The organism is Bradyrhizobium sp. 6(2017) (genome assembly GCF_011058295.2).
In the GTDB taxonomy this organism is placed as follows: Bacteria; Pseudomonadota; Alphaproteobacteria; order Rhizobiales; family Xanthobacteraceae; genus Bradyrhizobium; species Bradyrhizobium septentrionale.
The window spans coordinates 8,772,032-8,797,371 of sequence record NZ_CP049289.2; the positions used below are offsets into that span (position 1 = coordinate 8,772,032).

Annotated in this window: 26 protein-coding genes and 1 pseudogene; 12 read left to right on the plus strand and 15 right to left on the minus strand. The window is 64.2% G+C overall.

Annotated features, from left to right (window positions below):
• Positions 1-132: 132 nt before the first annotated feature.
• A complete protein-coding gene (locus G6P99_RS41625) occupies positions 133-396 on the plus strand; it encodes a hypothetical protein (RefSeq protein ID WP_084518355.1) in 264 nt (87 codons plus the stop codon).
• A 443-nt stretch (positions 397-839) separates the two neighbouring features.
• Positions 840-1,355 (plus strand): hypothetical protein, encoded by a 516-nt coding sequence (locus G6P99_RS41630; protein WP_029079237.1) that lies wholly within the window; start codon positions 840-842, stop codon positions 1,353-1,355.
• Positions 1,356-1,928: 573 nt separating this feature from the next.
• On the opposite strand, the gene G6P99_RS41635 is transcribed toward G6P99_RS41630, so the two are convergent.
• Complete coding sequence (locus tag G6P99_RS41635; RefSeq protein ID WP_029079238.1) at positions 1,929-2,447, minus strand: hypothetical protein; 519 nt, start codon at positions 2,445-2,447, stop codon at positions 1,929-1,931.
• Between the two features lie 318 nt (positions 2,448-2,765).
• On the opposite strand from G6P99_RS41635, the gene G6P99_RS41640 reads away from it, so the two are divergent.
• Both G6P99_RS41640 and groL read left to right on the plus strand, forming a co-directional pair.
• Positions 2,766-3,062, plus strand: a complete 297-nt coding sequence (locus G6P99_RS41640; protein WP_018269780.1) for a co-chaperone GroES — start codon at positions 2,766-2,768, stop codon at positions 3,060-3,062.
• A 171-nt stretch (positions 3,063-3,233) separates the two neighbouring features.
• Positions 3,234-4,871: a chaperonin GroEL gene (groL, locus tag G6P99_RS41645; RefSeq protein WP_029079239.1), complete on the plus strand. Its 1,638-nt coding sequence runs from the start codon at positions 3,234-3,236 to the stop codon at positions 4,869-4,871.
• Between the two features lie 233 nt (positions 4,872-5,104).
• Here the strand turns inward: groL and G6P99_RS41650 are convergent, their stop codons facing one another.
• A complete protein-coding gene (locus G6P99_RS41650; protein WP_029079240.1) occupies positions 5,105-5,473 on the minus strand; it encodes an antibiotic biosynthesis monooxygenase family protein in 369 nt (122 codons plus the stop codon).
• A 97-nt stretch (positions 5,474-5,570) separates the two neighbouring features.
• On the opposite strand from G6P99_RS41650, the gene G6P99_RS41655 reads away from it, so the two are divergent.
• Both G6P99_RS41655 and G6P99_RS41660 read left to right on the plus strand, forming a co-directional pair.
• Positions 5,571-6,047: a MarR family winged helix-turn-helix transcriptional regulator gene (locus tag G6P99_RS41655; RefSeq protein ID WP_165126291.1), complete on the plus strand. Its 477-nt coding sequence runs from the start codon at positions 5,571-5,573 to the stop codon at positions 6,045-6,047.
• A gap of 127 nt (positions 6,048-6,174) precedes the next feature.
• The gene (locus G6P99_RS41660; RefSeq protein WP_029079242.1) at positions 6,175-7,377 is read left to right on the plus strand and encodes a hypothetical protein; all 1,203 of its coding nucleotides are present in this window, start codon (positions 6,175-6,177) and stop codon (positions 7,375-7,377) included.
• A gap of 119 nt (positions 7,378-7,496) precedes the next feature.
• Here G6P99_RS41660 and G6P99_RS41665 read toward each other — a convergent pair whose 3' ends face one another.
• Positions 7,497-7,694, minus strand: a complete 198-nt coding sequence (locus G6P99_RS41665) for a hypothetical protein (RefSeq protein WP_156928433.1) — start codon at positions 7,692-7,694, stop codon at positions 7,497-7,499.
• 248 nt (positions 7,695-7,942) lie between these two features.
• Here G6P99_RS41665 and G6P99_RS41670 point away from each other — a divergent pair, with 248 nt between their 5' ends.
• The gene (locus G6P99_RS41670; protein WP_029079244.1) at positions 7,943-8,407 is read left to right on the plus strand and encodes an ester cyclase; all 465 of its coding nucleotides are present in this window, start codon (positions 7,943-7,945) and stop codon (positions 8,405-8,407) included.
• Between the two features lie 237 nt (positions 8,408-8,644).
• On the opposite strand, the gene G6P99_RS41675 is transcribed toward G6P99_RS41670, so the two are convergent.
• Both G6P99_RS41675 and G6P99_RS41680 read right to left on the minus strand, forming a co-directional pair.
• Positions 8,645-9,112, minus strand: a complete 468-nt coding sequence (locus tag G6P99_RS41675; protein ID WP_165126294.1) for a PaaI family thioesterase — start codon at positions 9,110-9,112, stop codon at positions 8,645-8,647.
• Positions 9,113-9,131: 19 nt separating this feature from the next.
• Entirely contained in the window at positions 9,132-9,710 is a 579-nt protein-coding gene (locus G6P99_RS41680; RefSeq protein WP_029079246.1) for a bifunctional transcriptional activator/DNA repair enzyme AdaA, read from the minus strand.
• A gap of 203 nt (positions 9,711-9,913) precedes the next feature.
• On the opposite strand from G6P99_RS41680, the gene G6P99_RS41685 reads away from it, so the two are divergent.
• On the plus strand, positions 9,914-10,600 hold the full coding sequence (locus G6P99_RS41685) for a hypothetical protein (RefSeq protein WP_029079247.1): 687 nt from the start codon (positions 9,914-9,916) through the stop codon (positions 10,598-10,600).
• 37 nt (positions 10,601-10,637) lie between these two features.
• Here the strand turns inward: G6P99_RS41685 and G6P99_RS41690 are convergent, their stop codons facing one another.
• Together G6P99_RS41690 and G6P99_RS41695 are read right to left on the minus strand one after the other, a co-directional pair.
• On the minus strand, positions 10,638-11,054 hold the full coding sequence (locus G6P99_RS41690; RefSeq protein WP_029079248.1) for an META domain-containing protein: 417 nt from the start codon (positions 11,052-11,054) through the stop codon (positions 10,638-10,640).
• Positions 11,055-11,207: 153 nt separating this feature from the next.
• On the minus strand, positions 11,208-12,878 hold the full coding sequence (locus G6P99_RS41695) for an L-lactate permease (protein ID WP_029079249.1): 1,671 nt from the start codon (positions 12,876-12,878) through the stop codon (positions 11,208-11,210).
• A gap of 309 nt (positions 12,879-13,187) precedes the next feature.
• Here G6P99_RS41695 and G6P99_RS41700 point away from each other — a divergent pair, with 309 nt between their 5' ends.
• Positions 13,188-14,933 carry an ABC transporter ATP-binding protein/permease gene (locus G6P99_RS41700; protein WP_029079250.1) on the plus strand — a complete coding sequence of 582 codons (1,746 nt, stop codon included), beginning with the start codon at positions 13,188-13,190 and terminating at the stop codon, positions 14,931-14,933.
• 6 nt (positions 14,934-14,939) lie between these two features.
• On the opposite strand, the gene G6P99_RS41705 is transcribed toward G6P99_RS41700, so the two are convergent.
• The 5 genes from G6P99_RS41705 to G6P99_RS41725 all read right to left on the minus strand — a co-directional run bounded on the left by G6P99_RS41705 (position 14,940) and on the right by G6P99_RS41725 (position 20,058).
• Positions 14,940-15,446 carry an HPP family protein gene (locus G6P99_RS41705; RefSeq protein WP_084518341.1) on the minus strand — a complete coding sequence of 169 codons (507 nt, stop codon included), beginning with the start codon at positions 15,444-15,446 and terminating at the stop codon, positions 14,940-14,942.
• A 70-nt stretch (positions 15,447-15,516) separates the two neighbouring features.
• A complete protein-coding gene (locus tag G6P99_RS41710) occupies positions 15,517-16,506 on the minus strand; it encodes a TorF family putative porin (protein WP_165126297.1) in 990 nt (329 codons plus the stop codon).
• A 403-nt stretch (positions 16,507-16,909) separates the two neighbouring features.
• Positions 16,910-17,293: a histone gene (locus G6P99_RS41715; RefSeq protein WP_165126300.1), complete on the minus strand. Its 384-nt coding sequence runs from the start codon at positions 17,291-17,293 to the stop codon at positions 16,910-16,912.
• A 213-nt stretch (positions 17,294-17,506) separates the two neighbouring features.
• A complete protein-coding gene (gene glcF, locus G6P99_RS41720; RefSeq protein WP_029079252.1) occupies positions 17,507-18,823 on the minus strand; it encodes a glycolate oxidase subunit GlcF in 1,317 nt (438 codons plus the stop codon).
• Complete coding sequence (locus G6P99_RS41725) at positions 18,820-20,058, minus strand: FAD-binding protein (RefSeq protein ID WP_029079253.1); 1,239 nt, start codon at positions 20,056-20,058, stop codon at positions 18,820-18,822. The genes glcF and G6P99_RS41725 overlap by 4 nt, the downstream gene beginning before the upstream one ends.
• A gap of 420 nt (positions 20,059-20,478) precedes the next feature.
• On the opposite strand from G6P99_RS41725, the gene G6P99_RS41730 reads away from it, so the two are divergent.
• A complete protein-coding gene (locus tag G6P99_RS41730) occupies positions 20,479-20,961 on the plus strand; it encodes a putative quinol monooxygenase (RefSeq protein WP_245284563.1) in 483 nt (160 codons plus the stop codon).
• 146 nt (positions 20,962-21,107) lie between these two features.
• Here the strand turns inward: G6P99_RS41730 and G6P99_RS41735 are convergent, their stop codons facing one another.
• Positions 21,108-22,253 carry an acyltransferase family protein gene (locus G6P99_RS41735; protein ID WP_029079255.1) on the minus strand — a complete coding sequence of 382 codons (1,146 nt, stop codon included), beginning with the start codon at positions 22,251-22,253 and terminating at the stop codon, positions 21,108-21,110.
• Between the two features lie 277 nt (positions 22,254-22,530).
• Between G6P99_RS41735 and G6P99_RS41740 the strand changes: the two genes are divergently transcribed.
• Positions 22,531-22,944 (plus strand): hypothetical protein, encoded by a 414-nt coding sequence (locus tag G6P99_RS41740; protein ID WP_029079256.1) that lies wholly within the window; start codon positions 22,531-22,533, stop codon positions 22,942-22,944.
• Here the strand turns inward: G6P99_RS41740 and G6P99_RS41745 are convergent.
• A complete protein-coding gene (locus tag G6P99_RS41745) occupies positions 22,941-24,434 on the minus strand; it encodes an FAD-linked oxidase C-terminal domain-containing protein (RefSeq protein ID WP_029079257.1) in 1,494 nt (497 codons plus the stop codon). The genes G6P99_RS41740 and G6P99_RS41745 overlap by 4 nt on opposite strands.
• A gap of 235 nt (positions 24,435-24,669) precedes the next feature.
• Here G6P99_RS41745 and cycA point away from each other — a divergent pair, with 235 nt between their 5' ends.
• Positions 24,670-25,062, plus strand: coding sequence for a cytochrome c-550 CycA (cycA, locus tag G6P99_RS41750; protein ID WP_165126303.1), 393 nt, complete (start codon positions 24,670-24,672; stop codon positions 25,060-25,062).
• A 60-nt stretch (positions 25,063-25,122) separates the two neighbouring features.
• On the opposite strand, the pseudogene G6P99_RS41755 reads toward cycA, so the two are convergent.
• Positions 25,123-25,299, minus strand: a pseudogene (locus G6P99_RS41755) (ubiquinone-dependent pyruvate dehydrogenase); the annotation flags it as partial.
• Positions 25,300-25,340: the final 41 nt, after the last annotated feature.

Genomic DNA, 25,340 nt, shown 5'->3' on the forward strand with positions numbered 1-25,340 from the left:
GAAATGGCCCGGGGGGCCCGCCCGGCGTTGATCCATGTCAACATCACTCATCCTTTACCTCCGACGATATGTTGGGCCGCATCTGCAGCGGCTCCATCACCTTTCGGTTCGCGTGCGATGAGGAGGATCACCATGCGTCGGACGAACATTCTTTCGACCAGGTCAGTGACCGTTGCGGGAATTGCGGCCAGCCTCGTGCTGGGGTTTGCAGGTGTCACTCTCAGTCCGGCACCGGCTAAGGCCGTCATTTATTGCCAGTACGTCGGCTATCCAGTGGGTTGCGTGGCGAGAGCAGGCGTGGTGCTCAGGCCTCGTCCGGTGGCGCGTGCTGCGGTTCGTCATAACGCGGGCGGCAATTTGAATGGCGGCGTCAATCGCGTCGGAGCGCGGCGGTAGCAGTTGTTTGCGGGTCACGACTTTGGACGGCAGACGGCAAGCCAGGTTCGTTCGTGCCCCCCTGAAGTTCGTCATAGACAGACGAAAACGCCGGCCTTCGGGCCGGCGTTGGATGCGGTAATCAGCGACTTCAACGAAACCTGAAGGCGCGGCGGAAGTGCCCGACCTGATACCGAAGCATTGCGTGTGATACTGCTGGCGCCTCAGTCCGCGAACACATCACGCATCATCCCAGTGCGGTTGAGTGAGGCTCTTCGTCAACGACGCTGACCCATCTGCGTCAATTGGTCGAATTCGTCAACTTGTACGGAGCAATGCAGGGTTGTACGTTCCGCTGCGTGCTCCACGAACAGGAGCGCCTGCAATTTACTGCAAGCGGTTCGTTTGCCAATCAAGTTATCGCTCGACGCAATTAGTTCTCAAAGCCATTATGGGAGGGAACAATGTCAATTACTCACGTACTTGTCGCGTTGTCCTCGATTGCAGCTGTTCTCACGGCTGGCAATGCCCAGGCTCAGAGCATGCCACCGGAAGGGCCCGTCTCGGTGACATTTACTGCGACACCAATCCCGCCACCGAAGCCAATGCCGATCGGCGGCGGTAGAGAGTTTGACCTGCTGAACCAAGCGATGGCAGCAATGAACGACGCGGGAAACCCGGTGCTCAATAACATGGGTGGACGATGCCAGTTTAGTCGGCTCAGAGATACATCGGCGAAGACCGTCGAAATCCACGGGTTCTGTACTTACGTCGACAAGGACGGCGATCAAACATTCGAACAATGCGATTTCCTGCCGGGGCAACCCAACAAGTGCAACATAACCGGCGGGACCGGCAAATTCGAAGGGCTGCAAGCCGAACTGATCATTTCCATCGAGCCTCTTAAGAGCAATTTCGAAGGCATTGGTCAGGTCATTGGCCACAAGAAGGGCACGTATCGGATTGCAAAGACAAACTGATGCATCCGGCCGCGTTCTGGTTGGCGCAAGCGCGAGCTGGCCGCGAGCCGCTTTTGCACGGAATGTGATTACCTCGATGGAGCGATTGCCACATCCAGCCCTGACCAAGTACCGTGATCAGCGACGCTTATGATCGGATGGTCCGGCGGATGTACCCGTGGCCGATGATCTCGAATGGCCCCGACGTGGATATCGTCGGGGCCATTTGTCTAAGGGCGTAATCCCGCAGGCATGTGCAGATTGGGGGCTCGTGACGCAAAGCAATCTATCGCGGCGGCATGGATTGCTTCGTCGCCTCGCTCCTCGCAATGACGACAACCTTCCCTTCTCCCCTTGTGGGAGGAGGTGGCACAGGCGGTCTTCCGGCCGCCGTCTCGTAGAACGCCGATGCTTCGCATCGGCTATGGCGCCGGATGAGGGGTCTCTCTCCACGAGTTCAAATGACAGAGTTGGAATCGCGGAGAGAGACCCCTCACCCGGATTGCATCTGACGATGCAATCCGGCCTCTCCCGCAAGGGGAGAGGCGGACTGCCGATGTGGCGCTAGCCCGAGATAAAACGGATGCCTCGCCGTTACGCCCGTGGCGCGCAGCGGACGTAGACCATGTTGCCGTAGCGAGTGGCGGCGTCCTTGTCGACGAAGCGGGTGATCAAGACCCGGCCGTCGAACGAGATGATCTCGCGGTCCTGTTCGCCGGGCACAGGTCCTGGCGGGCCGATATAGTTCTTGCCGCCAGGGGAACCCTTCAGCCGCAATTCCTGCGGGGTGGCCTGGTCGGCCAGATGCATGATGACGCCGCCGTTCTGGCCGGCCCCGATCACGTAGGGCTGCTTGCACTGGCCGCGCGCCGCGGCCTCGGTGCGGGCGCGGTCGGCGGGATTCTGGAACGAGGCGAGACCCCAGCGGCCGACGATCTCGTCGGGGCGGATGCTCGCCGGCATTTCCGGGGCTACCCCGGGTTCGATGTGCGCCGGCTCGGGGTTCGACGATAATGACGGCAGGCTGAAGCTGCTGCACGCCGCCAAGAGTGCCGTCAGCACCGAGACAGCCGCGAACCGTGCGACCAATCGCGCGTTGAGTGACCTGATCATATGCATCCCCCGACTATATCCCGGCCGCACCCGTCCTGCAGCCAAGCGTAAAACTTAAGGCGGAGCAACGACGTCTGACAAAATTACGTCATCGCTACGATTTGGTTTCCGGTCCACCATCCTATATTGGCCTCACCAAGGCCTTAACCACTTTGCTTGACAGAAAACCCGCCAAGCCATATTTCCCGGCCCGCAATTAGCACTCTCGTACCACGATTGCTAAATGCGCCGGGCGTCCTGCCTGGCGCCGACCGGGCCGGCATTCAGCGCCGGTCTCGATGAACCGGACCTGAAACCGAGCCTCCAAGAGGGAACGTCATGGCTAAATCCACCTTCCGCCCACTGCATGACCGCGTCGTGGTCAAGCGTATCGATGCCGAGGAGAAGTCCAAGGGCGGCATCATCATTCCGGACTCGGCCAAGGAAAAGCCGTCCCAGGGCGAGATCGTCGCCGTCGGCCCGGGTGGCCGCGACGAGGCCGGCAAGCTGATCCCGATCGACCTCAAGGTCGGCGACCGTGTGCTGTTCGGCAAGTGGTCGGGCACCGAGGTCAAGCTCGACAACCAGGAGCTCCTGATCATGAAGGAGTCCGACATCATGGGCGTGCTGGCTTAACGCCATGCACTCCGAGGGCCGCCGCGCCCTCCGCTGTCATGCCCGGACTTGATCCGGGCATCCATCAATCTGCGGAAGAGTCTTCTGAAGCGATGGATTGCCGGGTCAAGCCGGCAATGACGAGCAACACGAGCGGCAAGCAATTCACAGACATTCCAGGAGTTGAAAACAATGGCTGCCAAGGACGTAAAATTCGCCGGAGACGCCCGCGAGCGCATGCTGCGCGGTGTCGACGTGCTCGCCAACGCCGTGAAGGTGACGCTCGGCCCGAAGGGCCGCAACGTCGTCATCGAGAAGAGCTTTGGCGCACCCCGCATCACCAAGGACGGCGTCACCGTCGCCAAGGAAATCGAGCTCGACGACAAGTTCGAGAACATGGGCGCGCAGATGCTGCGGGAGGTCGCTTCCAAGACCAACGACACCGCCGGTGACGGCACCACCACCGCGACCGTGCTGGCGCAGGCCATCGTCCGCGAGGGCGCCAAGTCGGTCGCCGCCGGCATGAACCCGATGGACCTGAAGCGCGGCATCGACATCGCGGTCGCGGCCGTCATCAAGGACATCGAGAAGCGCGCCAAGCCGGTTGCTTCCTCCTCGGAAGTCGCCCAGGTCGGCACCATCTCGGCCAATGGCGATGCCGCCATCGGCAAGATGATCGCGCAGGCGATGCAGAAGGTCGGCAACGAGGGCGTGATCACCGTCGAGGAGAACAAGTCGCTCGATACCGAGGTCGACATCGTCGAGGGCATGAAGTTCGATCGCGGCTATCTCTCGCCCTACTTCATCACCAATGCCGAGAAGATGACCGCCGAGCTCGAGGATGCCTACATCCTGCTGCACGAGAAGAAGCTGACCGGCCTGCAGTCGATGCTGCCGGTGCTGGAAGCCGTGGTGCAGTCGGGCCGTCCGCTCCTGATCCTCGCCGAGGACGTCGAGGGCGAGGCGCTGGCGACGCTGGTGGTCAACCGCCTGCGCGGCGGGCTCAAGGTCGCCGCCGTCAAGGCGCCGGGCTTCGGCGATCGCCGCAAGGCGATGCTGGAGGACATCGCGATCCTGACCGGCGGTCAGCTGATCTCCGATGACCTCGGCATGAAGCTCGAAAACGTCACGGTGAACATGCTCGGCCGCGCCGGCAAGATCGTGATCGACAAGGAGAACACCACGATCGTCAAGGGCGCCGGCAAGAAGAAGGACATCGACGCCCGCGTTGGCCAGATCAAGGCGCAGATCGAGGAGACCACCTCGGACTACGACCGTGAGAAGCTGCAGGAACGCCTTGCCAAGCTCGCCGGCGGCGTTGCCGTGATCAAGGTCGGCGGTGCCACCGAGATCGAGGTCAAGGAGAAGAAGGACCGTGTCGAGGACGCCCTGAACGCGACCCGCGCCGCGGTGCAGGAAGGCATCGTGCCCGGCGGCGGCGTCGCGCTGCTGCGCGCCAAGAAGGCGGTCGGCCGTCTCACCAACGCCAATGCCGACGTCCAGGCCGGCATCAACATCGTGCTCAAGGCGCTGGAAGCTCCGGTCCGCCAGATCTCGGAGAACGCCGGCGTCGAGGGCTCGATCGTGGTCGGCAAGATCCTCGAGAACAAGTCGGAGACCTTCGGCTTCGACGCCCAGACCGAAGACTATGTCGACATGGTCGACAAGGGCATCATCGACCCCGCCAAGGTGGTGCGCACCGCGCTGCAGGACGCCTCCTCGGTGGCCGGCCTGCTGGTGACCACGGAAGCCATGGTCGCCGAACTGCCCAAGGACGCTGCGCCGGCGATGCCGGGCGGCGGCGGCATGGGTGGAATGGGCGGCTTCTGAGCCCGGTCAGCGCATCCGCATCGCAATCGAAGGCCGCCTCCGGGCGGCCTTCTTTTTTGTCTGAGGCAGCAGCCTCGCTCACCTCTCCCGCTTGCGGGGGAGGTCGGATCGCATCGCAAGATGCGATCCGGGTGGGGGCTCTCACCGCAGTATGACTCGCGGTAAGACCCCCACCCTACCCTCCCCCGCAAGCGGGAGAGGGAGCCCAGCATCGAGCCAACCTCACCGTGCGCCTACGCGACGCAGACGCCAGGCACCGCCACCTTCTGGAACAAATGCGGTGATGCCACCGCGGACGCCGGATAGGCCGACAGCTTGGCCCTGAACTCGGGATTGGCGAAGGCAGCCCGAAAAGCCGCGGTCGATTCCCAGACCGCGTAATTCAGGTAGGCCGGGCTGTCGCCGAGCGCGCGGTGCAGCTGGGTCGAGATGAAGCCGGGCTGCCGCTTCATGATGACGGCGTCGTCCTGCCACGCCTTGAGGAAAGTGTCCTCGTCGGCCGCATCGAGCGTGAAGAGGTTGACGAGCACGACGGCGGTGGCATCGACCGCGAGCTGGCGGTCGATCGGGAATGCGGGGTCGAGGGGGCGCATCTGCGGCATGGTTGGCTCCGTTGATATGGTGCTATGATGTCATTCCGTTACGATGGATACATATCAATATTGACATCATGATGTCAATATCCTCTTATGGTGACAAATGCCGCAGACCAAGCGCACGCCGGCCGGCGAGGCCCTGAGCAACCTGATTCTCGACCTGTTCAGGCTGAACAGCCTGCTGTTCACCGCCGGCGACCGGCTCGTGGCCGGGCTCGGGCTGACCAGCGCGCGCTGGCAGATCCTCGGTGCCATCATCGCCGGCGAACGCCCGCAACCGGTGGCGTGGCTGGCGCGCGACCTCGGCGCTGCCAGACAAAACGTGCAGCGGATCGTTAACGACCTGGAGCGCGACGGGCTCGTCACCTTCGAGACCAACCCGCATCACCGCCGCGCCCAGCTCGTGGTGCTGACCGGCAAGGGACAGCAGGCCTTCGACGCGGCGATGCGCCTGCAGCTACCCTGGGTGAACGGCCTCGCCGACGGTCTCTCGACAAAGGACATCGAAACCGTGAGCCGTGTCGTCACCGCGCTGCGCGGCAGGCTGGAGAGCAGCGAGGAACCTGACAAGCGCGCATGACGCGAATCAGTTTCCACTTCGTTCGAAAACGCTCCCCGGCCGCCGCTAGGCGGCCTTCTTTTTGGCCAATGACACGCAGGTTTGCTAGTTACGACGGAACCGATTCTGCCCTTCGAGGACTTATCGTATGCGCGCGCTCCCGCTCCTGCTGCTCGGTCTTGCCGTCGTCTCGGCGCCGGCTCTCGCCCAGATGAAGCTGCAGCCCAAGGCGGCGCCAGGCGGCGGCCCTGAGACGCGCTACTTCAACTCGATCATCGGCCTGATGGACGGCAATGCCGATGTCATCCTGAAGGAAACCCGCCAGGGCAAGACCGTGACCGCGGCCGTGCTCGACGTCTGCTATCCGGTCGAGAAGGGCTCCGACCGCAAGGACCGCTTCATCGCCAACCTCGCCGTCAGCGGCCAGAGCCTCACCGGCACCAGCCAGAGCATCGCCGACAAGCAGCCGGTCACCGTCAAGCTGACCCGCAAGCAGACCGGCGACGATTTCGAGTTCCGCGGCCAGATCACGATCGGCCAAGCCGTGACCGAGGTCGCCTCGACGGACAATTCCGATCTCAGCGAGAAGGAATTCCAGGACAGCCAGGCCAGCCAGGACGACATCACCCCGCAGCCGAAGGATTTCACCGATGTCTCGCCGGAATCGATCGGCGTGCGAGTGAAGCTGGATGCGGCGGCCGAATTCCTCAAGAGCCTGAAGGGCGAGGCCGTCGAGATCGGCACCTCCAGCCTCGCGGTGACCTGCGACGAGATCCGCGCCGGCGAGCAGACCATCAACCTCACCGTCGATCCCGAGCGCGCCGGCGCGCTGCTCGCCAAGGCCAAGAGCGCGCCCGGCGTGACCGCAGCCGGCTGGACCAGCGGCGTGTTCGAGATGGATCGCACGATCCGCTTTGCCGCCGCCGACTGGCGCGATGGCGACAAGATCAACAAGGACAAGCTCGCCTCCGCCGTCGCCGGCGTGCTGGCGAAGAGCCTTGCCGCGAAGCCTGCCTCCGCCACCTGGAACGCGAATACCGGCAAGCTGAAGCTGGTGCTGAAGCGGCCGAGCGCGGTCTATCCGGCGCTCGGCCTGATCCAGAATTACGAGGTCACCGCCCTCGTCTCGCCCGACAAGCCCGGCAGCTCGGACAAGCTGATGCTGTGGGTCTCGACGCCCACCGTCTCGACATCCGACGACAGCGCCGGCGCCAAGCTCAATCTTTCAGACGATTCCAGCGGCAGCGACGAGGAAGGCAGCGAGCCGAAGGACGACAACGGCGCGATCGACGCCCTGATCAAGGAGTTCAGAGGCCAGCGCTGGGACGCCGACAAGTCGGTGTGGCGCTAACGCCGGCGCACTCGACTGGGATGACTTTCTTCGAGAAGTCATCCCGTTCCAGCTCTTTGATTTGAGCATGATCTCTTCGGAAAACCGCTACACACTTTTCCGGATCATGCTCCAGTGATTCAAGCCGCCCTGCTCTTCAGCGGCACGACATTGTCGCGCGCCGCTTTGGGAGCAGCGTCCGGACCGGACTGAAGCATCCCGTCGCTTGTGATGAACAAGTCAGCGCGAGGCTCGATCGCAGCGCGATCAAACAGCGCCCGCAGTTCGGGACGAAGTCCGTCGCCGCGCAGCGCGGCGATCGCATCAAAATTGCGCATGATGTTCTCCATTGTATTTGAGACGATGATTTCGCGCCCGCGTTGCGCGGACCACCCGTTTCCCGATTGAGCGACGGCGCGCAAAAACCTGCGCCAAGCACCATGCCGGCACAGCGGAATCTCGCCTGATGCTCAAGCGCACGCCCGATCCGGAATCGGGTGGCACGACACGCGCTTCCAGATGCTTATTGCGTGCATCGAGACAGCGCCGGTCGCGATACCGGCAAACCGCAAATGGAGACGATCCGATGTCAGAGGAAAACAAGAACGTCGTGGGGCGATGGTTCAAGGAATTCTGGGGCAACCCCTGGAATCCGCGCATCATCAACGAGCTCGCCACGTCAGACATTGTCGTGCATTACCCGATGCACGAGCCGAAGCGCGGCCGCGCCGCGGTCGAGAAATTCATCACCGAATTTCGCGTAGCCTTTCCAGATCTCAATTTCTGGGGCGTCGGCGATCTGATCGCGGAAGGCGACCTCGTTGTCGGCCGCTGGGAAGGTGGCGGCACCCACACCGGACCGGCGTTCAGCGACTTCCGCCTCGGCTCGCTGCCTGCAGCCTCGGGCCGCAAGATGACGTTCGCCGGCACGACCGTGCTCCGCGTGCGCGACGGACGGATCGCCGAAGAGCTCGGGCAGGAAGATGCGCTGACCGCGATGTTTCAGCTCGGCCTCATTCGCTTGCCTGAACACGTTGGCTACGCCGGCTGATCCCGGCGGCGCATTGCCTGCCGGATGGAAAACGGCAGGGTAGCTGCGATTCATCGACGATCGCATCACGTCTCCCCGAACGCTATTCCCATAGCGTTCGGGTAAGCCAATCGATCGGTTCAGTGAAATTGAAGGTCTCTAATTCGGTGGCTCGCTGGACACGTTCCAATGTTGCTGCGCCGGCATCGCATCTACAGATGCAGGCTGGCGCAGTCTCTCCGCGCCAACGGCGTTGCGCTACGATGGGAAGATCAGGCACGTCGTCGTGCCATGTGCAAGCAACCGTCCCTTGGTGTCGGTGACCCTGCCCTCGGCGGTGCCGATGCGGCGGCCGCAATTGAGCACCTGGCCCTCCGCCCGGATCGGGCCGGTGTCCGGCGTGATCGACCGCACCAGCGAGATCTTGAATTCGAGCGTGGTCTGGCTGGTGCCCGCGTCGAGCGTCGACTGCACCGCAAGCCCCATGCAACTGTCGAGCAGCGTGGCGGTGAGCCCGCCATGCACGGTGCCGGCCGGATTGAGGTGCGCGTCCGTCGGCTCTAGCGTGACCACGACGCGGCCGCGCTCGGCCTCAGTGACGTCATAACCCAGGGTCTGCGCGATGGTGTTGAGCGGCAGCGCGCCGGAGGCGAGCCCCTGGACGAATTCGAGGCCGCTCATCTGCGTTTTGCGTTCGGCACTGACGGTGCCGTAGCTCTTGGCCATTGCCGATCTCCATCGAGGTTCATTGCATCGTGATGTCTGGCTGCCGCTTGCCTCGCAGCGAGGCGGGCGAGCGGCCGTAGAGCCTTGCGAACGCAGCGTTCATGCGCCTTGCGCTGGAGAAGCCGGCGCGCTGCGCCACCAGAGAGAGCGGAAGATCGCTGCCGTCGATCAGGCGCTTGGCGCGCTGCACGCGCAGCGACAGCGCGATTTGCAGCGGCGAGGCATCGAGATGCTCGGCAAACAGCCGCGACAGATGCCGCGTGCCGATGCCGAGCCGGTCGGCCAGCGCCGCGACATCGCCGCGATCGAGTGCGCCCGCCTCGATCAGCGCCAGCGCGCGCTCGACCGTCGTCCTGGTGCCCTTCCACGCCGGACAGAACGGCGCCGCCTCGGGACGGCAGCGCAGGCACGGCCGGAAGCCGGCACGCTCCGCCGATGCGGCGCTGCCATAGAATTTCACATTGCGCGCCAGCGGCGTGCGCGCCCGGCAGACCGGACGGCAATACACGCCGGTGGTCTTGACCGCGACGAACACGATGCCGTCCCAGGCCGGATCGCGGCGCTGAAAGGCGGCATATTGTGCGGCGAAATCGAGCATGCGATCGCTATAGCCGCGCACGCACGCTGCGACGACCCGGTTTGCGGAGACGACGTCCGGAAACGACCGCTGCGTCCTGAGCCCCGCACTTTTACGGGGACTGCGACCAAAAGACTTCGTGCTGCCCCAGTTCGGTCACCGAAAATTAAGGCTCGATTTAGTTTCGGGGATCATCCTTTGCGTCATCGAACACAGGTCACGCCATGCAAAACCGCGAGCCGATCAGTGCTGCGAGCATCTGGCCAACAGATGTGACGGAGGGGCATTCGCCGGCGCAGACGGCGGACCTCTGGGACGTCTCCAACGAAAACCACGACGCCGCCCTGCTGCTGCGCGAGCCGTTCGCCGACCGCATCGGCACCGCGCTGCTGGCAGCCACGGCCCTTGCCGCAAGCTTCGTGCTGGGCTGGACCGGCGGCGCCAACTGGCACGACTTCGCAAGCCCCGCCCCGGTCGCGGTGGCCCAGAAGGAAGCGCCCGTCCCGCACATCGCTGAGACGCGGCCGAGCCCCAAGAACGAGGGGAGAATCGAGAGCCCGCGGCGGACTGCGTCCAACGCGGACCCCGCCGTGACCGGCAGCATTCCCAAATCCGTTGCCAATCCGCGCCCGCAGGTCGTCGGTGCTGCGCCCACGACGTTGAACGCGCAGGCCATGGCGCTCGGGCCGAAGCAGCCGCTTCCGGCCGCGCCCGAAACGCGGCCAAGCACCATCCCCGGCTGGTCAGTGGTGGAGGTTCGCGACGGCACCGCCGTGCTCGAAGGGCCGGAGGGCGTCAAGATGGCCGCGCGCGGCGACGTCGTCCCTGGGCTTGGTCGAGTCGACTCGATCGTACGCTGGGGCAACCGCTGGATCGTCGCCACCGCCAGCGGATTGATCGCGACGCCCTGAGCGGGTGCGCTCGACGCGCCAGCGCGTTACGCCGCCATCAGTTACTGTTGATCACGAAACGCAGCGACTTGCTGCCGATGAACGTGACCTGATCACCCTGCCGGCGCCAGGTCGTCATATCGCCGAGTGCTGCGAGCAGATCCTTGTCGGCCTGCGCCCGCTCCGGCGCGCAGCTGCGGTTCTCCATCGCGCCGGAAACGAAGACGATGGTGTTGCCGGCTACCGAGAACTGGCCCTTGCCGCCGTCGCACCACAGCTCGAGGATCACCTCGCCATTGTCGCCGACCTCGATCGAGGGGATTCGCTTGGAGCCCGGCATGCGCGCGGCATCGAGCGTCATCACGAAGCCGAACGGGAATTCCTCCTGGGCCTCGGCCGGAACCGCGACGACGGCCGCGGCAAGCAGTGCCAACGCGGCGATGCCGCCGTTCAGAATCCGTTTCATCGACATCATGCCCGTCCTCGACATACCCCGCGCAACGCCGCCCTTGTATGGGACGAAGCTGCGATTGGCTAGAATGGCGGCGCGAGAAAAAGCGCTTGAAACGCAAAATCCCCGCGGGCTCGCCGCCCGCGGGGATCGTCGTTTGGGCGACGCCTCGCCTCGTTATTTCAAAACCATCGCCGTGAACGGATAGACATAGGCCTGTAAGGTCACGAACAGACCGACAAGGCACGCCAGCACGATCGAGTGCAGGAACACGTAGCGCAGGATCGAGCCCTCGTGGCCGTACCAGTTGGTCGCGGTCGAGGCGACGACGATCGATTGCGCGTCGATCATCTTGCCCATCACGCCGCCCGAGGAGTTCGCCGCCGCCATCAGGATCGGCGACAGGCCGAGCTGCTCGGAGGTGATCTTCTGCAGATTGCCGAACAGGATGTTCGAGGCGGTATCCGATCCGGTCAGCGCCACGCCCAACCAGCCGAGCAAGGTGCCGAAGAAGGGATACAGCACGCCGGTCGCCGCGAAGGCGAGACCGAGCGTGGCGTCGACCCCCGACAGCCTGGTCAGCGTGCCGATCGCCAGCATCGCCGAGATCGTGATCAGCGAGATCGCGCAGAGGCGGATGGTGCGGCCATAATCGGCGATCATCCGCAGTGGCGAAAAGCCCGCCAAGAACCCGGAAATGATCGCGGCGATCAGCATGCCAGTGCCGGTGAACGACAGATAGGTGAAGCCGAACACGGCGCCTTCCGGGGTCGGCTTGGCCGCCACCGGCGGCATCTTGTTGATCATCTTGTCGAGCTCGGGGATCGGATAGTTCACCGTGAAGATCGAGTTCGCCCAGGTCTTGAAGGCGCCGTTGCCCCAGATCAGCATCACGATGCAGACGATGATCCACGGCAGCAATGCGGTCCAGAGCTCGCGGTTGGTGAGCGGCGTCTTGTCCATCGGCTTCGGTGCGGTCATCGTCGCCGCCGATTCATCGCGCCCGCGCAGCGCCGGCGACAGCCAGAGCTGCTTCGGCTGCCAGATCTTGAGGAACAGGATCAGCGCGCCCATCGAGATCAGCGAGGCGCCGATGTCGACGATCCAGGGGTTGATGTAGTTCGAGATCACGAATTGCGGGACCGCAAAGGAAACGCCGGTGACCAGGATCGCTGGCCAGATCTCCTTCATGCCGCGCCAGCCCGCGAATGCCCACACCACCCAGAACGGCACGATCAGCGAGAACAGCGGCAGCTGCCGGCCGACCATGGCGCCGAGGATGTAGGGATCGAGCCCGGTGACCGAGGCGAGACCCTGGATTGGCGTGCCGAGTGCGCCATAGGCAACCGGGGCGGTGTTGGCGATCAGTGACAGGCCGGAGGCCGCGAGCGGCGAGAAGCCGAGCCCGATCAGCACCGAACCGGTGATCGCGACCGGCGTGCCGAAGCCCGATGCCCCCTCGAAGAAGGCGCCGAACGAAAACGCGATCAGCAGCAATTGCAGGCGGCGGTCTTCGGTGACGCCGCCGACCGCGCGCTTCAGCAGCTCGAACTGGCCGGTTGCGACCGTGAGCTGGTACAGGAAGATGACGTTGAGAACGATCCAGCCGATCGGGAAGAAGCCGGAGACGATGCCGAGCACCGAGGCGCGGATCGACATGTTGGCCGGCATCGTGAAGATGAAGATCGCAATCAGATTGGTCAGGATGACCGCAATGATGGCAGCAATATGCGCCTTCACCTTTCCGCTGGCGATCAGGATCAGCAGCGTGACGACGGGAATGGCGGCCGCGATCGTCGACAGCGCCGCATTGCCCAGCGGATTGTAGATTTGATTCCAGGTGTTCATCTCGGGTCCTCCCCATGTTCTTATGCAGCGTGCCGGCCTGCCTGCAGGCCGGGCGCTGGTGCGATTGCGGGAGTCCGTCTACGAAACTTGAAGCCCCGGCTCGCGAATGAACGATCGGTAAGGATCGCTCACATCCTCGCGAAAATCGAAGGTCCCCCGCCCCTCGCCGTTGACTGCCATGCTAGGGTTGACTCGCTCGCCGGGACAAGCCAACGCTTGCATGCCAGGCTTACGACTTTAGTCGATGCCCACTCCGATTGTCCCGATTCTTCAGGCCTTTGCGGCCCCCTTCCCCGGAGACGATAATCTGTGAACAACATTCGCTCGACACTCGCGACGGTGTGGCGCATCGCCTCGCCCTTTTTCAAATCCGAGGACAAATGGGCCGGCCGCGTGCTGCTTGGCGCGGTCGTCGCGATCGAGCTGTCGTCAGTCCTCATGGACGTGCTGATCAACCAGTGGCGCAACCGCTTCTACACCGCGCTGCAGAACAAGGACTGGGACACGTTCAAGCGCGAAATGCTGGTGTTCTGTGCGATCGCAGCCGTCTCGGTGGCCCTCGGCGTCTACCAGCTCTACCTGAATCAGTGGCTACAGATCCGCTGGCGCAAATGGATGACCAGCAAATATCTGCGCGACTGGGTGCATGACGCCAACCACTACCGCATGCAGCTCGCCAACGATGCGGCCGACAACCCCGACCAGCGCATCACCGACGACGTCAAGCTGTTCGTCGCCCAGACGCTGGCGCTGGGCCTTGGCCTGTTGAACGCGGTGGTTTCGCTGGCCTCCTTCGTGATCATCCTCTGGGGGCTCTCGGAACTGCTGCCCCTGACCCTGTTCGGCATCGATCTCTCGATTCCCGGCTACCTGGTCTGGGCCGCCTTGGTCTACGCCATCTTCGGCACCATGCTGACGCAATGGATCGGTTCGCCGCTGGTCGGTCTCGATTTCAACCAGCAGCGGCTGGAAGCAGACTTCCGCTTCAACCTGGTGCGGGTGCGCGAAAACTCCGAGCAGATCGCGCTGCTCAAGGGCGAAGGCGCCGAGCGCGGACGGCTGCTGGATCGGTTCGGCCGCGTCGTCGCCAACTGGTATGGCATCATGAGCCGCACCAAGCGGATCACCGCCTTCACACAAAGCTATGCGCAGGCGTCGGTGGTGTTTCCCTTCGCGCTAGCGGGCCCGGCCTATTTCGTCAGCAAGACGGTGCAGCTCGGTTCCCTGATCCAGATCGCCGAGGCCTTCGGCAAGGTGCAGGACTCGCTCTCGTTCTTTGTCTCGGCCTACCGCACCTTGGCGGAGTGGCGCGCGACCGTCGCCCGTCTCGACGGCTTCGAGAACGCGATTGCGGCTGCCGAAAAGCTCGCCGACGATCCTGCCGCGATTCACGAGAAGCCCGCGGCCGGCGGCGAGATCGCGCTGCCGCAGCTCTTGGTCAAGCTGCCGAACGGCACGCCGCTGGTCGCGGCCGAGCATTTCAGCTTCCGTCCCGGCGAGCGGACGCTGGTGACCGGCCCCTCCGGCGCCGGCAAGTCGACGCTGTTCCGTGCCGTGGCCGGCATCTGGCCGTTCGGCAACGGCGCGGTCGAGATCCCGGCCAATGCCAGCCTGATGATGCTGCCGCAGCGTCCCTATCTGCCAATCGGGTCGCTGCATGACGCCGTCGTCTATCCGGGCGAGGCCACGCAATTCGAGGCGGGCCGGGTTCGGGACGTCCTCACCGCGGTCGGACTGCCGCAGCTCGCGGCGCGGCTGGAGGAAGAGGCGCACTGGAACCGGATGCTGTCGCTCGGCGAGCAGCAACGGCTCGGCATCGCGCGGGCGCTGTTGCATGCGCCGCAATTCCTGTTCCTCGACGAGGCGACGGCCTCGCTCGACGAGCCGTCGGAAGCCGCGCTGTACAGGCTGATCACCGAGAAGCTGCCCGACACCACGGTGGTTTCGATCGGGCACCGCTCGACGCTCGGCGCCTTCCATGAGCGCAACGTCACGCTGGTCCGCGATGGCGATCGCTTCAGCCTGCGCGACACGGTCAAGGTCGCCGCGTCGTAGCGGGGACTACTGGCTCAGCCGCGGCCATGGCCTGCGGCTGACCCAGCGGTGCCAGCCATAGGCGAAGGCTGCCAGCATCAGGACGCCGGTGAGCACCGGCGCGAGCAGGAATGACCACGGCAAATTGCCGGAGACGATCAGGAGCGGACTGATTCCCGCCGGCGGGTGGAAGGTGTCGGTCACGACCATCGCCAAGATTGCAACCCCGACCGCGGCGGCGGCCGCCCAGGCATGCGGCCCGGTCAGGCACAGCACGGCAAAGCCGGCCAGTGCGGACACCAGATGTCCACCGATCAGGGCGCGCGGCTGGGCCGGCTCGGCCTCCGGCGATCCCACCACCAGCACGATCGAGGTTGCGAACGGGATCACGCCCAGCGGATATCCGGCCGCAACGGAGAACCACTCCATCGTGCCGATCGCGATCGCGCCGCCGAGGCCTGCCACCGCGCCCGCAAGCAAGTCGCGCCGCCCCACCCGCATCAATGCCTTCACCGCGGTCCGGTCTGATGCCATGAGCCTTGCCCACAAAAACAAAAGGGGGCGGCAGATTACTCTGCCGCCCCCGCGATCTCCGAGAGGAGAATTACTTCAGGCTGGACGCCGCCGTCAGGTCGACCGAGAGCTTGGCAATGCCTGCCGCGCCGCACCAGTTGGAGCCGGTGCCGAGCGGGTTGATCGGGGTCACGTTGGTGGTGCCGCCCGCGGTGAAGTCGCTGGTGAAGGCGCTGCAATTACCCTTCGACAGGTCGGTGTCGGAGTAGCGCAGATCGAGCGTGAACACCTTGTAGGTGAAGCCGATGCCGATGTTCCAGGTGTTGTAGTCGGCATACTTGATGCCGTTCGGGAACGCCGGAACGCCGTAGAAGCTGTCCGAGGTGCCGAGCCACTGGCGGCCGAACTCGCCCGAAACATACATGCCGACGCCGCTCGACCCGAACGTGGTGCTGGGCGCGGTGTACTTGCCGATGATCGAGGCGTAGTTGCCCCAGGCGCCGGTGTTGAGGAAGTTGGGCGAGTAGTACTCGTTGATGGTGAACGCCCAGTTGTCGTTGATGGTCCAGGTCGCCTTGCCGTAGACTTCGAAGAACGAGACGTCCTTCTTCATGACGTTGCCGTTCGGCAGGAAGTTGGCGGCGCACTGCGCGCTGAGCGGGTTGCCGGCGGTGTCGAAGGGGCCGCCGAAATAGCAGGTTCCACCCGGATACAGGTAACCCCACACACCGATGTCGAAGGCGAAGGCGCCGAAGGTCGGGCGGATACCGCCGTAGACGTCGACTTCGGCCGCGGCGCGGTTGGCGAAGGAGATGCTTTCGGTCGAGGTACCGATGTAGAGCTGCAGTTCCTTGTTGACGTTGTAGCGCGGCTCGAAATACGCGGTGACCGACGGATTGTGGTTCGACTGGGTGACGCCGCGGAAGATGTAGTCGTTCATGATGCCGGCGCCGAAGGCGATGTCCCAGGGATCGAAGGGAGCCGGCGGCGGCGCCTTGACGGCCTTCACCGCCATGTCAGCTGCCATTGCCGAGCTCGAAATCATTGCTAGCGCCGTTGCTAACAAAGCCAGTTTCTTCATGACGATCCCCATCTACTGTCCAGACAGCCCAGCTCCGTGGCCCCCAGGGCGCGCGATAACGGACTGCAACTAAATCGCGTGGGTTCAATTTGCAGGTCGTGCACGGTAGCGTGAAGCAAAAAAGACATGCATGTGCCGACTTTTTAGGCGTTCCAGCCATTCCGTCGCACGTTGACTTGCGGGTGTTGCATTTGCACCACAAAACAGTCGCTCCCGTAGCGGTTGAGCCGGGCACCGGAAGTGGGGGATGAGCAACAGCCGGCCTGCTGCGAAAGCGCCGAAGCGAATCGCCGTACCCGCAAAAAGCACGGACCGCCGTCGTGGAACGGAATCGTGAAACGGAAAAGCCGCAGCGGCGTGCGCTGCGGCTTCGGTCAGGTGAACCTCTCCGGGAGAGCTGCGGCTAGTGGTGCTCGCCACTATCAGAGCTGCCGGCGCTCCAGCCCGGCGCGGGTTCAGGGCTTGGCGTCGCCCAGCTCGGGGCCGGCTGCGGCGCGGGCTCGGGGGCCGGGGGCGCTGCGACCGGCGCAGCCGGCTTCGGCGCGGCGGCCTTCTTCGGAGCGCTCTTCTTGGCGGCTTTCTTCGCAGCCTTGGCAGCAGCCTTGGGAGCAGCTTTCTTGGGCGCCGCTTTCTTCGGAGCAGCCTTCTTGGCCGCTTTCTTTGCAGTCTTCTTGGCCGACTTCTTGGCGGATTTCTTCGCGGCCCTCTTGGCCGACTTCTTCGCCGCTACTGCCTTCTTGGCCTTTTTGGCCTTCTTGCTTTTCTTCGCCTTCTTCGACTTCGCCATCGTGGTCCTCCTGTTGCCGCTGATTTGAGTCCACCGGGCGTATTGAAGTGATCGCTTGCCGGACGTTGGCTGCACCTCGGAGAGAGGCCCCTCCACTTCGCTTGTCGGGCATGATGGCCGCGCGATCGCTTCGCGTCTGTGGCAAGGAAGCGCCGGTCCTTCACGTTGCATCAGGGCAAGGCTGGGTCCGGATCATGCTCGAGTGGCAGTCGATCAATTCAATCCTGGCCGGGGACCTCCTGTCGCCCAATCGAGAAGCTCAATCGTGTGCACCACAGGAACTGACGTACCGCCGGCAATCTGAACCATGCACCCAATATTGCCCGCAGCGATCATGTCCGGTTTGACAAGCGCAATATTGGCGACCTTGCGATCGCGCAATCTGCTCGCAATGTCGGGCTGGAGAATGTTGTAGGTCCCCGCCGAACCGCAACACAAATGGCTCTCAGGTACATCTTTCACCACGAATCCATTCTTGGAAAGCAATTCTTTCGGTAGCTGAGTTATTTTCTGTCCATGCTGCAACGAACAAGCCGAATGATAGGCGACGGTGACGTCGCCTTTCTGCGTTGAAGGCGCGAGCTCGAGGCCAGCGAGATACTCGGTGATATCCTTTGCCAGCGCCGAGATTCGCGCGGCAGGCTCAGCGAATGTTTTGTCCTCGCGCAGCAGGTAGCCGTAGTCTTTGACAACTGTCCCACAGCCCGAGGTCGTCACCAGGATGGCGTCGAGCCCGCTCTGGTCCGCTTCCCTTTGCCACACCGCGATGTTGGCTTTCGCGCGCGCCAGCGCGTCGTGATCCTGCCCCATGTGATGGGTCAGCGCGCCGCAGCATTGCTCGTCCTTGACCAGCACCACCTCGACGCCGTGCCGGGTCAGGACGTTGATCGCGGCCTGGTTGATACGCGGCGCCAGCACCTGCTGGGCGCAGCCCTGCAGCAGCGCGACCCGGCCGCGGCGCCGGCCGATCGGCGCAAACACGGTTCCGGCAGATGGACCCGGCTGCGGCAGGCCGCGCGGCGCGAGCGCCAGCATCGCCTTGATCCGCCGTAAAAGGCCGGGGTTCGACGCGCCGACCGAAGGCGTTGGCAGCAGTGCCGCGAACGGGCGGGCGAGCCCGGCGAGGATCATGCTGATCCGGAACAGGCCGGGCCGCGGCAGCACGAAGGCGAGCACCGACCGCAGCAGCCGTTCGGTCAGCGGCCGCTGGTAGTCCCGCTCGATCCTGACCCGGGCCTGGTCGACGAGGTGCATGTAGTTCACGCCCGACGGACAGGTGGTCATGCAGGCGAGGCACGACAGGCAGCGGTCGATATGCTTGACCACGTCTGCTGTCGGCGGCTTGTCCTTCTCCAGCATCTCCTTGATCAGGTAGATGCGGCCGCGCGGGCTATCGAGTTCGTCGCCGAGCAGCACATAGGTCGGACAGGTCGCGGTGCAGAAACCGCAATGCACGCAGGCGCGCAGGATCTTGTCGGCTTCCTTGATGTCGGGATCGGCAAGCTGCGCCAGGGAAAACTCGGTCTTCATGCAGCCCCGCCTCGCCTCATCCGGCCGCGGTTGAGGATCGATCTCGGATCGAAGCTCGCCCGGACCCGTTCGCCGAGCGCGGCAAGCCCGGCCGCCTGCGGCTGGAACACATCGACCGCACGGCGCACCTCCTCGCCGGCGCGGATCAGGGTGGCGTGCCCGCCGATCGCCTCGACCTGGCCGCGGACCAGCGCGGCCTGCGCGTCGGCGCTCTGCGGCACTGCAGCCCAGATCAGCCCGCCGCCCCAGTCGTAGATCACGTCGCCGCCGGTTAAGCGCGACAGCGCCTGGCCCAGCGCGCCGCCAGCGGCCGGCGGGCAAACGATGCGCCACACCGGCCAGGCCCCGAGCGCGGCGTTCGCCGCAAACGGCACGACGTCGCGCAGCGCACTCCAGATCGCAGCCGAGGCATCGTCCGCGAGGACGTCGACCGCGCCATAGGAAGATAATGTCTGGGTCAGCGAGGCCGCCCGGTGTGCCGCCGAGGCCGAAATGCCCTCGAGCCGCACCAGCGTGACGGCCTGGCCGGAGGCGGCAAGGCTGCCGAGCGCACCGGTCCCGGACCGCAACACCTGTTGTGGCAGATGCGCCGCCCCGGAGACGTCGAACGGCGAGCCCAGCGCCGCGGTCATCGCCCGGTTGGCGGTGACGTCGTCGAGGGAGCGCAGCACCAGCGTCCGCTCGGCTTCCGGCTTCGGCATGACCTTGAGCGTCACCTCGGTCATGACGGCGAGCGTGCCCCAGGAACCGGTGAGCAGCTTGCAGAGGTCGTAGCCGGTGACGTTCTTGACCACCCGTCCGCCGGTCTTGAAGCTGTCGCCGAACCCGGACACCGCGTGCGCCCCGAGCAGATGGTCCCGGGCGCCGCCGGCCTTGATGCGGCGCGGACCGGCCAGCCCTGCGCCGATCATGCCGCCGATCGTGCCGGCTCCCGCAGTGCCGAGCAGCACCGATGTGTCCATCGGCTCGAAGGCGAATTGCTGGTTCTTGGCGTCGATCAGGGATTGCACGTCGGCGAGCGGCGCGCCGGCCTGCACGGTGATGATCAGCTCGTTCGGCTCATAGGCGGTGACCGCGTTGAGCACCGAGACATCAAGCACCGCATTGGTCGCCATCGGATGGCCGATGGCGCGCTTCGATCCATGGCCAATGACCTCGAGCGGCTGCTCGCCGGCGACAGCCGAGCGCACCACCTCTTCGACGTCCCGGGCATCCCTGACTTTGAGCGTTTCCACACGCTAGGCGGTATCGAAATTCGGCTCCGAAATCAAATGCGCGCCGAACAAATCTCTAAATGCGACAAGCGCGGCCTCGGTGATCTCGACGGAACGGCCCGGTGGCGGGGGCCTCGACCGTGGAAACGGCGTCACGCCGCCTTACCCGGAACGTCCCGCTCAGCTCAAAATCCGCCGCCCTGCAAAAGGCAGGAACACGATATTTCCGCCTGTTCCGGCAGGCCGGTCGGCACGGCAAGCCCGATGTGGGGGCGTCCACCGTGGCGCGTCCCTGCCCGCAACACTTCGACCATGGTCGAAGCATTTTCACGACATCGACATTTCGGTCACCACCGAACTGAGTTCGCCGGACGATCCACTATCTCTCGCGTCGCGGTTCGGCCCGGCAAGACGGTTGGTGCGAACCATCTGGAGGCGATCATGAAACGTTCGGAAGTCACGACCACCACGATGATGCTCACCCGGCGATCGGCCATCGGCTCGTTCGCGATCATGGCGATCGCCGGCGTCTCGCCCTGGGTCGGATCGCAAGCTCGATCGGAGCAAAGCAACGGAGGAATGCAAATGAAGCACTATGCGATGAGCACGAGAACCATCAGCGATGCAATCAACACATCAGGCCTTCTGGTGGTGGCGCAATGGGAAGCCAAGGAGGGACAGGCCGACAAGGTCGCGGCAATTCTCGACGGCTTCCTGCCCGAGGCGCAGAAGGACGCCGGCACCAAGCTGTTCCTGATCGGCCGCGGCAAGGACAATCCGGCGCAATTCCTGTTCTACGAATTGTTCCAGGACGAAGCGGCGTTCAAGGCGCATCAGGAGAGCGCCTACTTCAAGACCTACATCGCGGAACAAGCGCTGCCGCTGCTCGCCAAGCGCGAGCGGACACAATACGCCCTCCTGTAACGGGACGCCGCCGCGGGGAGGAGGCTAAGCGTTTTCGAGCGAAGTGGACACCGGTTCGCGTGAAGAAAACGCGTCAAAACAAGAAGCCAGAGCTTCGGTTCTGATTCAATCAGAACCGAAGCTCAAATCCTTCCCGCGCACGCCGATCAGATCGATGCGCTGCTGTTGCCGAGCCTTGCGCGCAACTCGACCCGCTCGGGCGAGCGGCGCCAGAAGCCTATGATCGAGCTCCGCGCCAGCGCTGCCGCCTCGAGCTTCTCGACCTGGCCGCGGAGCCGGAGCGCGTGTTTCTCGACCAGGTGCCAGGACGCAACGGCGACGCCGAAGGCGAGCGGCAGGCTGATCAGGATGTTCAGATACCAGTGCTGAACGCCCGGACCGAAGGTCGCAATGCACTGCTGGATGACGAAGCCATAGAGATAGAGCCCGTAGGAGTAATCGCCCGACGAGACGATCCAGCTCCGCCGCGGGTTCATCAGGCCGAGATAGCACGCGACATAGGCGGCCGGCACTGGCGCCAGCGCGTCGCCGCGCCCAGTGGCCATCGCGGCGGCACACAGCACCAGCGCGCACAGGCAGGCGGTCCGGTTGAACGGCACCTTGTCGCGCCAGAGATAGAAGCCGACGCCGGCGAGGAAGCAGAACACCAGAAGATGCGGGCGAAGCTGGATCGGCACCTCGTCCCAGCGGTAGATGTCGTAGCCGGCGAGCCCGATCTGGGTGATCACCATGAACACAAGATACGCCACCCTGTTGAAGCAAATCGTGGTCACCGCGAGCAGCGCCAGGATGACGTAGCACCACAATTCATACGGCACCGTCCAGAGCTGGGCATTCACCAACTCAGGCAGCGGATTGTGCAGGAATACGCCCGGCAGTTCGTAATGGATGTCGCCGACGATATTGAGGAAATAGGCGTGGAATTTCGGGTCGGCGAGATATTGCGCCAACGGCAGCTCGGTGAAGAGCGAACCGATGATGACGGCCGACAGCGTGGTCTCGACCGCGAGCGCCGGTCCGATCCGCAGCACGCGCAGGCCGAGGAAGGAAATCAGGCTCTTGCACCTCAACAGGCTCGCCGTCACCAGAAAGCCGCTCAGGGCAAAGAACAGCGCGAGGATCATCGCGACGCCGATGCGAAGCGTGCTCTGGATCTCCAGCGCCCGGCCGAGCCCGAGCGTCACGTTGAGGCTGTGCAGGCCGATGATCGACACCGCCAGCGCAATCCGCATGTAGTCGAACCCTGCGGGCCGATTGCGCGAAAGCGCCAGCTGATCGGCCAGGCTGGGCATCGATGTGTTGCCGAAGACATGCATCTTGGGAAAATACCGAGGAACAGTCTAAGGCCGTGTAAACGGTGCCGGCTGCAAATTGCGGCGACGCGCGATGGGCCCTGACGGCCATCGCGGCAAGCATCGGTTAAGGTTATCGGCTGGTGAGCGCGATCCGTCGAATTGTTTCGACCGGCCTCGCGGCTGATACATCTCCTGATGCCCGAAGGAACAGACTTGCGTCATCGTAACTCGGCAACCCCGTGATCACGGCTCAACGGCCGCAGGCAGAACGACCATGAAGATCAAACTGCCAGCCATCGCACTGCTTGCGATGATCGCACCAGGACAGGCGCGCGCCCAAATGCTCACCGACGCGGAGGCGACGTTCCTCGACCAGCTCGTCACCGCAGCCGCGGTGCTCGAACAACGATGCACCGGCTATGAGGCCGATGGCGCCGGCGGCGTTCAACTCGGCGCCAGACTTCTCGGCAGCCCCAACGCCGCGATGGCTATGATCGGCGCCTTTGACGCAGCCATCAAGGCCAACGACGGCAATGACTACGATCCGCGTAAATTCCGCCCCGAGGTGACCGAAGTGGCCGGCAAAACGTTCAAACGAGTCCGGGCGGAGTTAATCAAAGACCCGGAAGGGGCCTGCGCCGACTATGGCGAGACCAGCGCGGCGCTGGGCCTGCTGAGACGCTACTAGAACCGCGGGATATCCGGAAATGCCAGCTTGCCGGCGTGGACATGGACGCGGCCGAGTTCGGCGCAGCGGTGCAGGGTGGGAAACACCTTGCCGGGGTTGAGCAGGCCCTCCGCATCGAACGCGCATTTCAGCCGCTGCTGCTGGTTGAGGTCGATCTCGGTGAACATCTCCGGCATCAGGTCGCGCTTCTCGATGCCGACGCCGTGCTCGCCGGTCAATACGCCGCCGAGCTCGACGCAGCAGCGCAGGATGTCGGCGCCGAACGCCTCCGCCTTCTCGATCTCGCCCGGCTTGTTGGCATCGTAGAGGATCAAGGGGTGCAGATTGCCGTCGCCGGCGTGGAACACATTGGCGACGCCGAGGCCGTATTTCTCCGAGAGATCGCGGATCCGCGCCAAGGCCTTCGGCAAGGCGCCGCGCGGGATCGTGCCGTCCATGCAGAGATAGTCCGGCGAGATGCGCCCGACGGCGGGGAACGCCGCCTTGCGGCCGGCCCAGAACAGATTGCGTTCGGCCTCCGAGTTGGAAATCTGCAGCGTCACCGAGCCGCAGCCCTTCGCGATGGTTTCGACCCGCGTGATCAGTTCGTCGACCTCGATCTGGGGACCGTCGAGCTCGATGATCAGGAGCGCCTCGACATCGAGCGGATAGCCGGCATGGACGAAGGCTTCCGCGGCGTGGATCGCGGGCTTGTCCATCATCTCCATGCCGCCCGGGATGATGCCGGCGCCGATGATGGCAGCCACGCATTCACCGGCGGCTTCCACCTCGGCGAAGCCGACCATCAGCGCGCGCGCGGTCTCCGGCTTCTGCAGGATGCGCACCGTGATCTCGGTGATGACGCCGAGCAGCCCCTCGGAGCCGGTGATGATCCCCATCAGATCGTAACCGGCATTCTCGGCCGACTTGCCGCCGATGCGCAGGATCTCGCCCGACATCAGCACGATCTCGCAGCCGAGCACGTTGTTGGTGGTCATACCGTATTTCAGGCAGTGCACGCCGCCGGAATTTTCCGCGACATTGCCGCCGATCGAGCAGGCGATCTGCGACGACGGATCGGGCGCGTAATAGAAGCCGGCATGGGCGACCGCCTGGCTGATCGCGAGGTTGGTGACGCCGGGCTCGGTGACAACAACGCGGTTGTCGAAGTCAATCTCGCGAATCCGCTTGAACTTGCCGAGCCCGAGCAGCACGCCGTCGGCCAGCGGCAGCGCGCCGCCGGACAGCGAGGTGCCGGAGCCGCGCGGCACCACCTTGATGCCCTGCCCGTGGCAATATTTGAGGACCTTTGCGACCTGCTCTGACGTATCGGGCAGCACCACGACCATCGGCGGCTGCCGATAGGCGGTCAGGCCGTCGGATTCATAGGCCAGCATCTCGGCGGCGCTGTCGATCACGCCCTCGCCAGGGACGATTGCGCGCAAGGCGGCCACGATCTCAGTGCGGCGGGCAAGGACGGCCTGATCGGCCGCCGGCATCATGATGGACATCGCTGTTCCCTCGAAGGGCTTTTGCCCTTCGCCGATTTTGTTACGACAAATCAATCAATTCTGCACCTGTTTCAGTCAACCGGCCGAAGGTCGGATTGCCCCGCCCCGCAATGGCGAGTTCTCTCTGGGACAAGCGGGCGGCCATGAAACCTGTCAAAGTTTCGTGGCTTGTCCTGTCCAAGCCGGACATGCCACAAACCAAACACTACCCCCGGGACGAAACGAAGAGAACCCCATGAACCTAAAGACCTTGAGCGCGCTGGCGGTCGTCACATCGCTGGCCTCCGCATCCCCCGCGCTGGCGCAGGATGCCGCCGCCGGCAAGACCTCGTTCAACAAATGCCTCGCCTGCCACGCGATCGGCGAAGGCGCCAAGAACAAGGTCGGCCCCGAGCTCAATGGCCTCGACGGCCGCCATTCCGGCTCCGCGCCGGACTACAATTATTCCGACGCCAACAAGAATTCCGGCATCACCTGGAACAAGGACACCTTCCTCGAATACATCAAGGATCCGAAGGCCAAGATCCCCGGCACCAAGATGGCGTTCGCCGGCGTCAAGAACGAGACCGAGGCCAACAACCTCTGGGCCTACGTGTCGTCGTTCGACAAGGATGGCAAGCCGAAGTAATCGACCCCATTGGCCGGCGTCCGCCCTGCGCGACTCCCAGGGCGGGCGCCGTTGCCGCGATCAACGCGATAACAGATTGGTCTTGGCGAGATCGACCACCTCGTCGCCGTGGCCGCTCATCACGGCGCGCAGCACCCACAGGCTGAAGCCCTTGACCTGCTTCAGCGTGATAATCGGCGGCATCGACCGTTCCTGCGTCGCGGTGACGACGTCGAGTTCCCCAGGGTCCTCGACCCTACATCAGACTCCGCCAGATCACGCGGAGCTTGTTTGGCGCG

Coding starts and splice junctions, on each gene's coding strand:
- G6P99_RS41625 (WP_084518355.1), top strand. CDS start 133: ATGCGTCGGACGAACATTCTTTCGACCAGGTCAGTGACCGTTGCGGGA.
- G6P99_RS41630 (WP_029079237.1), top strand. CDS start 840: ATGTCAATTACTCACGTACTTGTCGCGTTGTCCTCGATTGCAGCTGTT.
- G6P99_RS41635 (WP_029079238.1), bottom strand. CDS start 2,447: ATGATCAGGTCACTCAACGCGCGATTGGTCGCACGGTTCGCGGCTGTC.
- G6P99_RS41640 (WP_018269780.1), top strand. CDS start 2,766: ATGGCTAAATCCACCTTCCGCCCACTGCATGACCGCGTCGTGGTCAAG.
- groL (WP_029079239.1), top strand. CDS start 3,234: ATGGCTGCCAAGGACGTAAAATTCGCCGGAGACGCCCGCGAGCGCATG.
- G6P99_RS41650 (WP_029079240.1), bottom strand. CDS start 5,473: ATGCCGCAGATGCGCCCCCTCGACCCCGCATTCCCGATCGACCGCCAG.
- G6P99_RS41655 (WP_165126291.1), top strand. CDS start 5,571: ATGCCGCAGACCAAGCGCACGCCGGCCGGCGAGGCCCTGAGCAACCTG.
- G6P99_RS41660 (WP_029079242.1), top strand. CDS start 6,175: ATGCGCGCGCTCCCGCTCCTGCTGCTCGGTCTTGCCGTCGTCTCGGCG.
- G6P99_RS41665 (WP_156928433.1), bottom strand. CDS start 7,694: ATGCGCAATTTTGATGCGATCGCCGCGCTGCGCGGCGACGGACTTCGT.
- G6P99_RS41670 (WP_029079244.1), top strand. CDS start 7,943: ATGTCAGAGGAAAACAAGAACGTCGTGGGGCGATGGTTCAAGGAATTC.
- G6P99_RS41675 (WP_165126294.1), bottom strand. CDS start 9,112: ATGGCCAAGAGCTACGGCACCGTCAGTGCCGAACGCAAAACGCAGATG.
- G6P99_RS41680 (WP_029079246.1), bottom strand. CDS start 9,710: ATGCTCGATTTCGCCGCACAATATGCCGCCTTTCAGCGCCGCGATCCG.
- G6P99_RS41685 (WP_029079247.1), top strand. CDS start 9,914: ATGCAAAACCGCGAGCCGATCAGTGCTGCGAGCATCTGGCCAACAGAT.
- G6P99_RS41690 (WP_029079248.1), bottom strand. CDS start 11,054: ATGATGTCGATGAAACGGATTCTGAACGGCGGCATCGCCGCGTTGGCA.
- G6P99_RS41695 (WP_029079249.1), bottom strand. CDS start 12,878: ATGAACACCTGGAATCAAATCTACAATCCGCTGGGCAATGCGGCGCTG.
- G6P99_RS41705 (WP_084518341.1), bottom strand. CDS start 15,446: ATGGCATCAGACCGGACCGCGGTGAAGGCATTGATGCGGGTGGGGCGG.
- G6P99_RS41710 (WP_165126297.1), bottom strand. CDS start 16,506: ATGAAGAAACTGGCTTTGTTAGCAACGGCGCTAGCAATGATTTCGAGC.
- G6P99_RS41715 (WP_165126300.1), bottom strand. CDS start 17,293: ATGGCGAAGTCGAAGAAGGCGAAGAAAAGCAAGAAGGCCAAAAAGGCC.
- glcF (WP_029079252.1), bottom strand. CDS start 18,823: ATGAAGACCGAGTTTTCCCTGGCGCAGCTTGCCGATCCCGACATCAAG.
- G6P99_RS41730 (WP_245284563.1), top strand. CDS start 20,479: ATGAAACGTTCGGAAGTCACGACCACCACGATGATGCTCACCCGGCGA.
- G6P99_RS41735 (WP_029079255.1), bottom strand. CDS start 22,253: ATGCCCAGCCTGGCCGATCAGCTGGCGCTTTCGCGCAATCGGCCCGCA.
- G6P99_RS41740 (WP_029079256.1), top strand. CDS start 22,531: ATGAAGATCAAACTGCCAGCCATCGCACTGCTTGCGATGATCGCACCA.
- G6P99_RS41745 (WP_029079257.1), bottom strand. CDS start 24,434: ATGTCCATCATGATGCCGGCGGCCGATCAGGCCGTCCTTGCCCGCCGC.
- cycA (WP_165126303.1), top strand. CDS start 24,670: ATGAACCTAAAGACCTTGAGCGCGCTGGCGGTCGTCACATCGCTGGCC.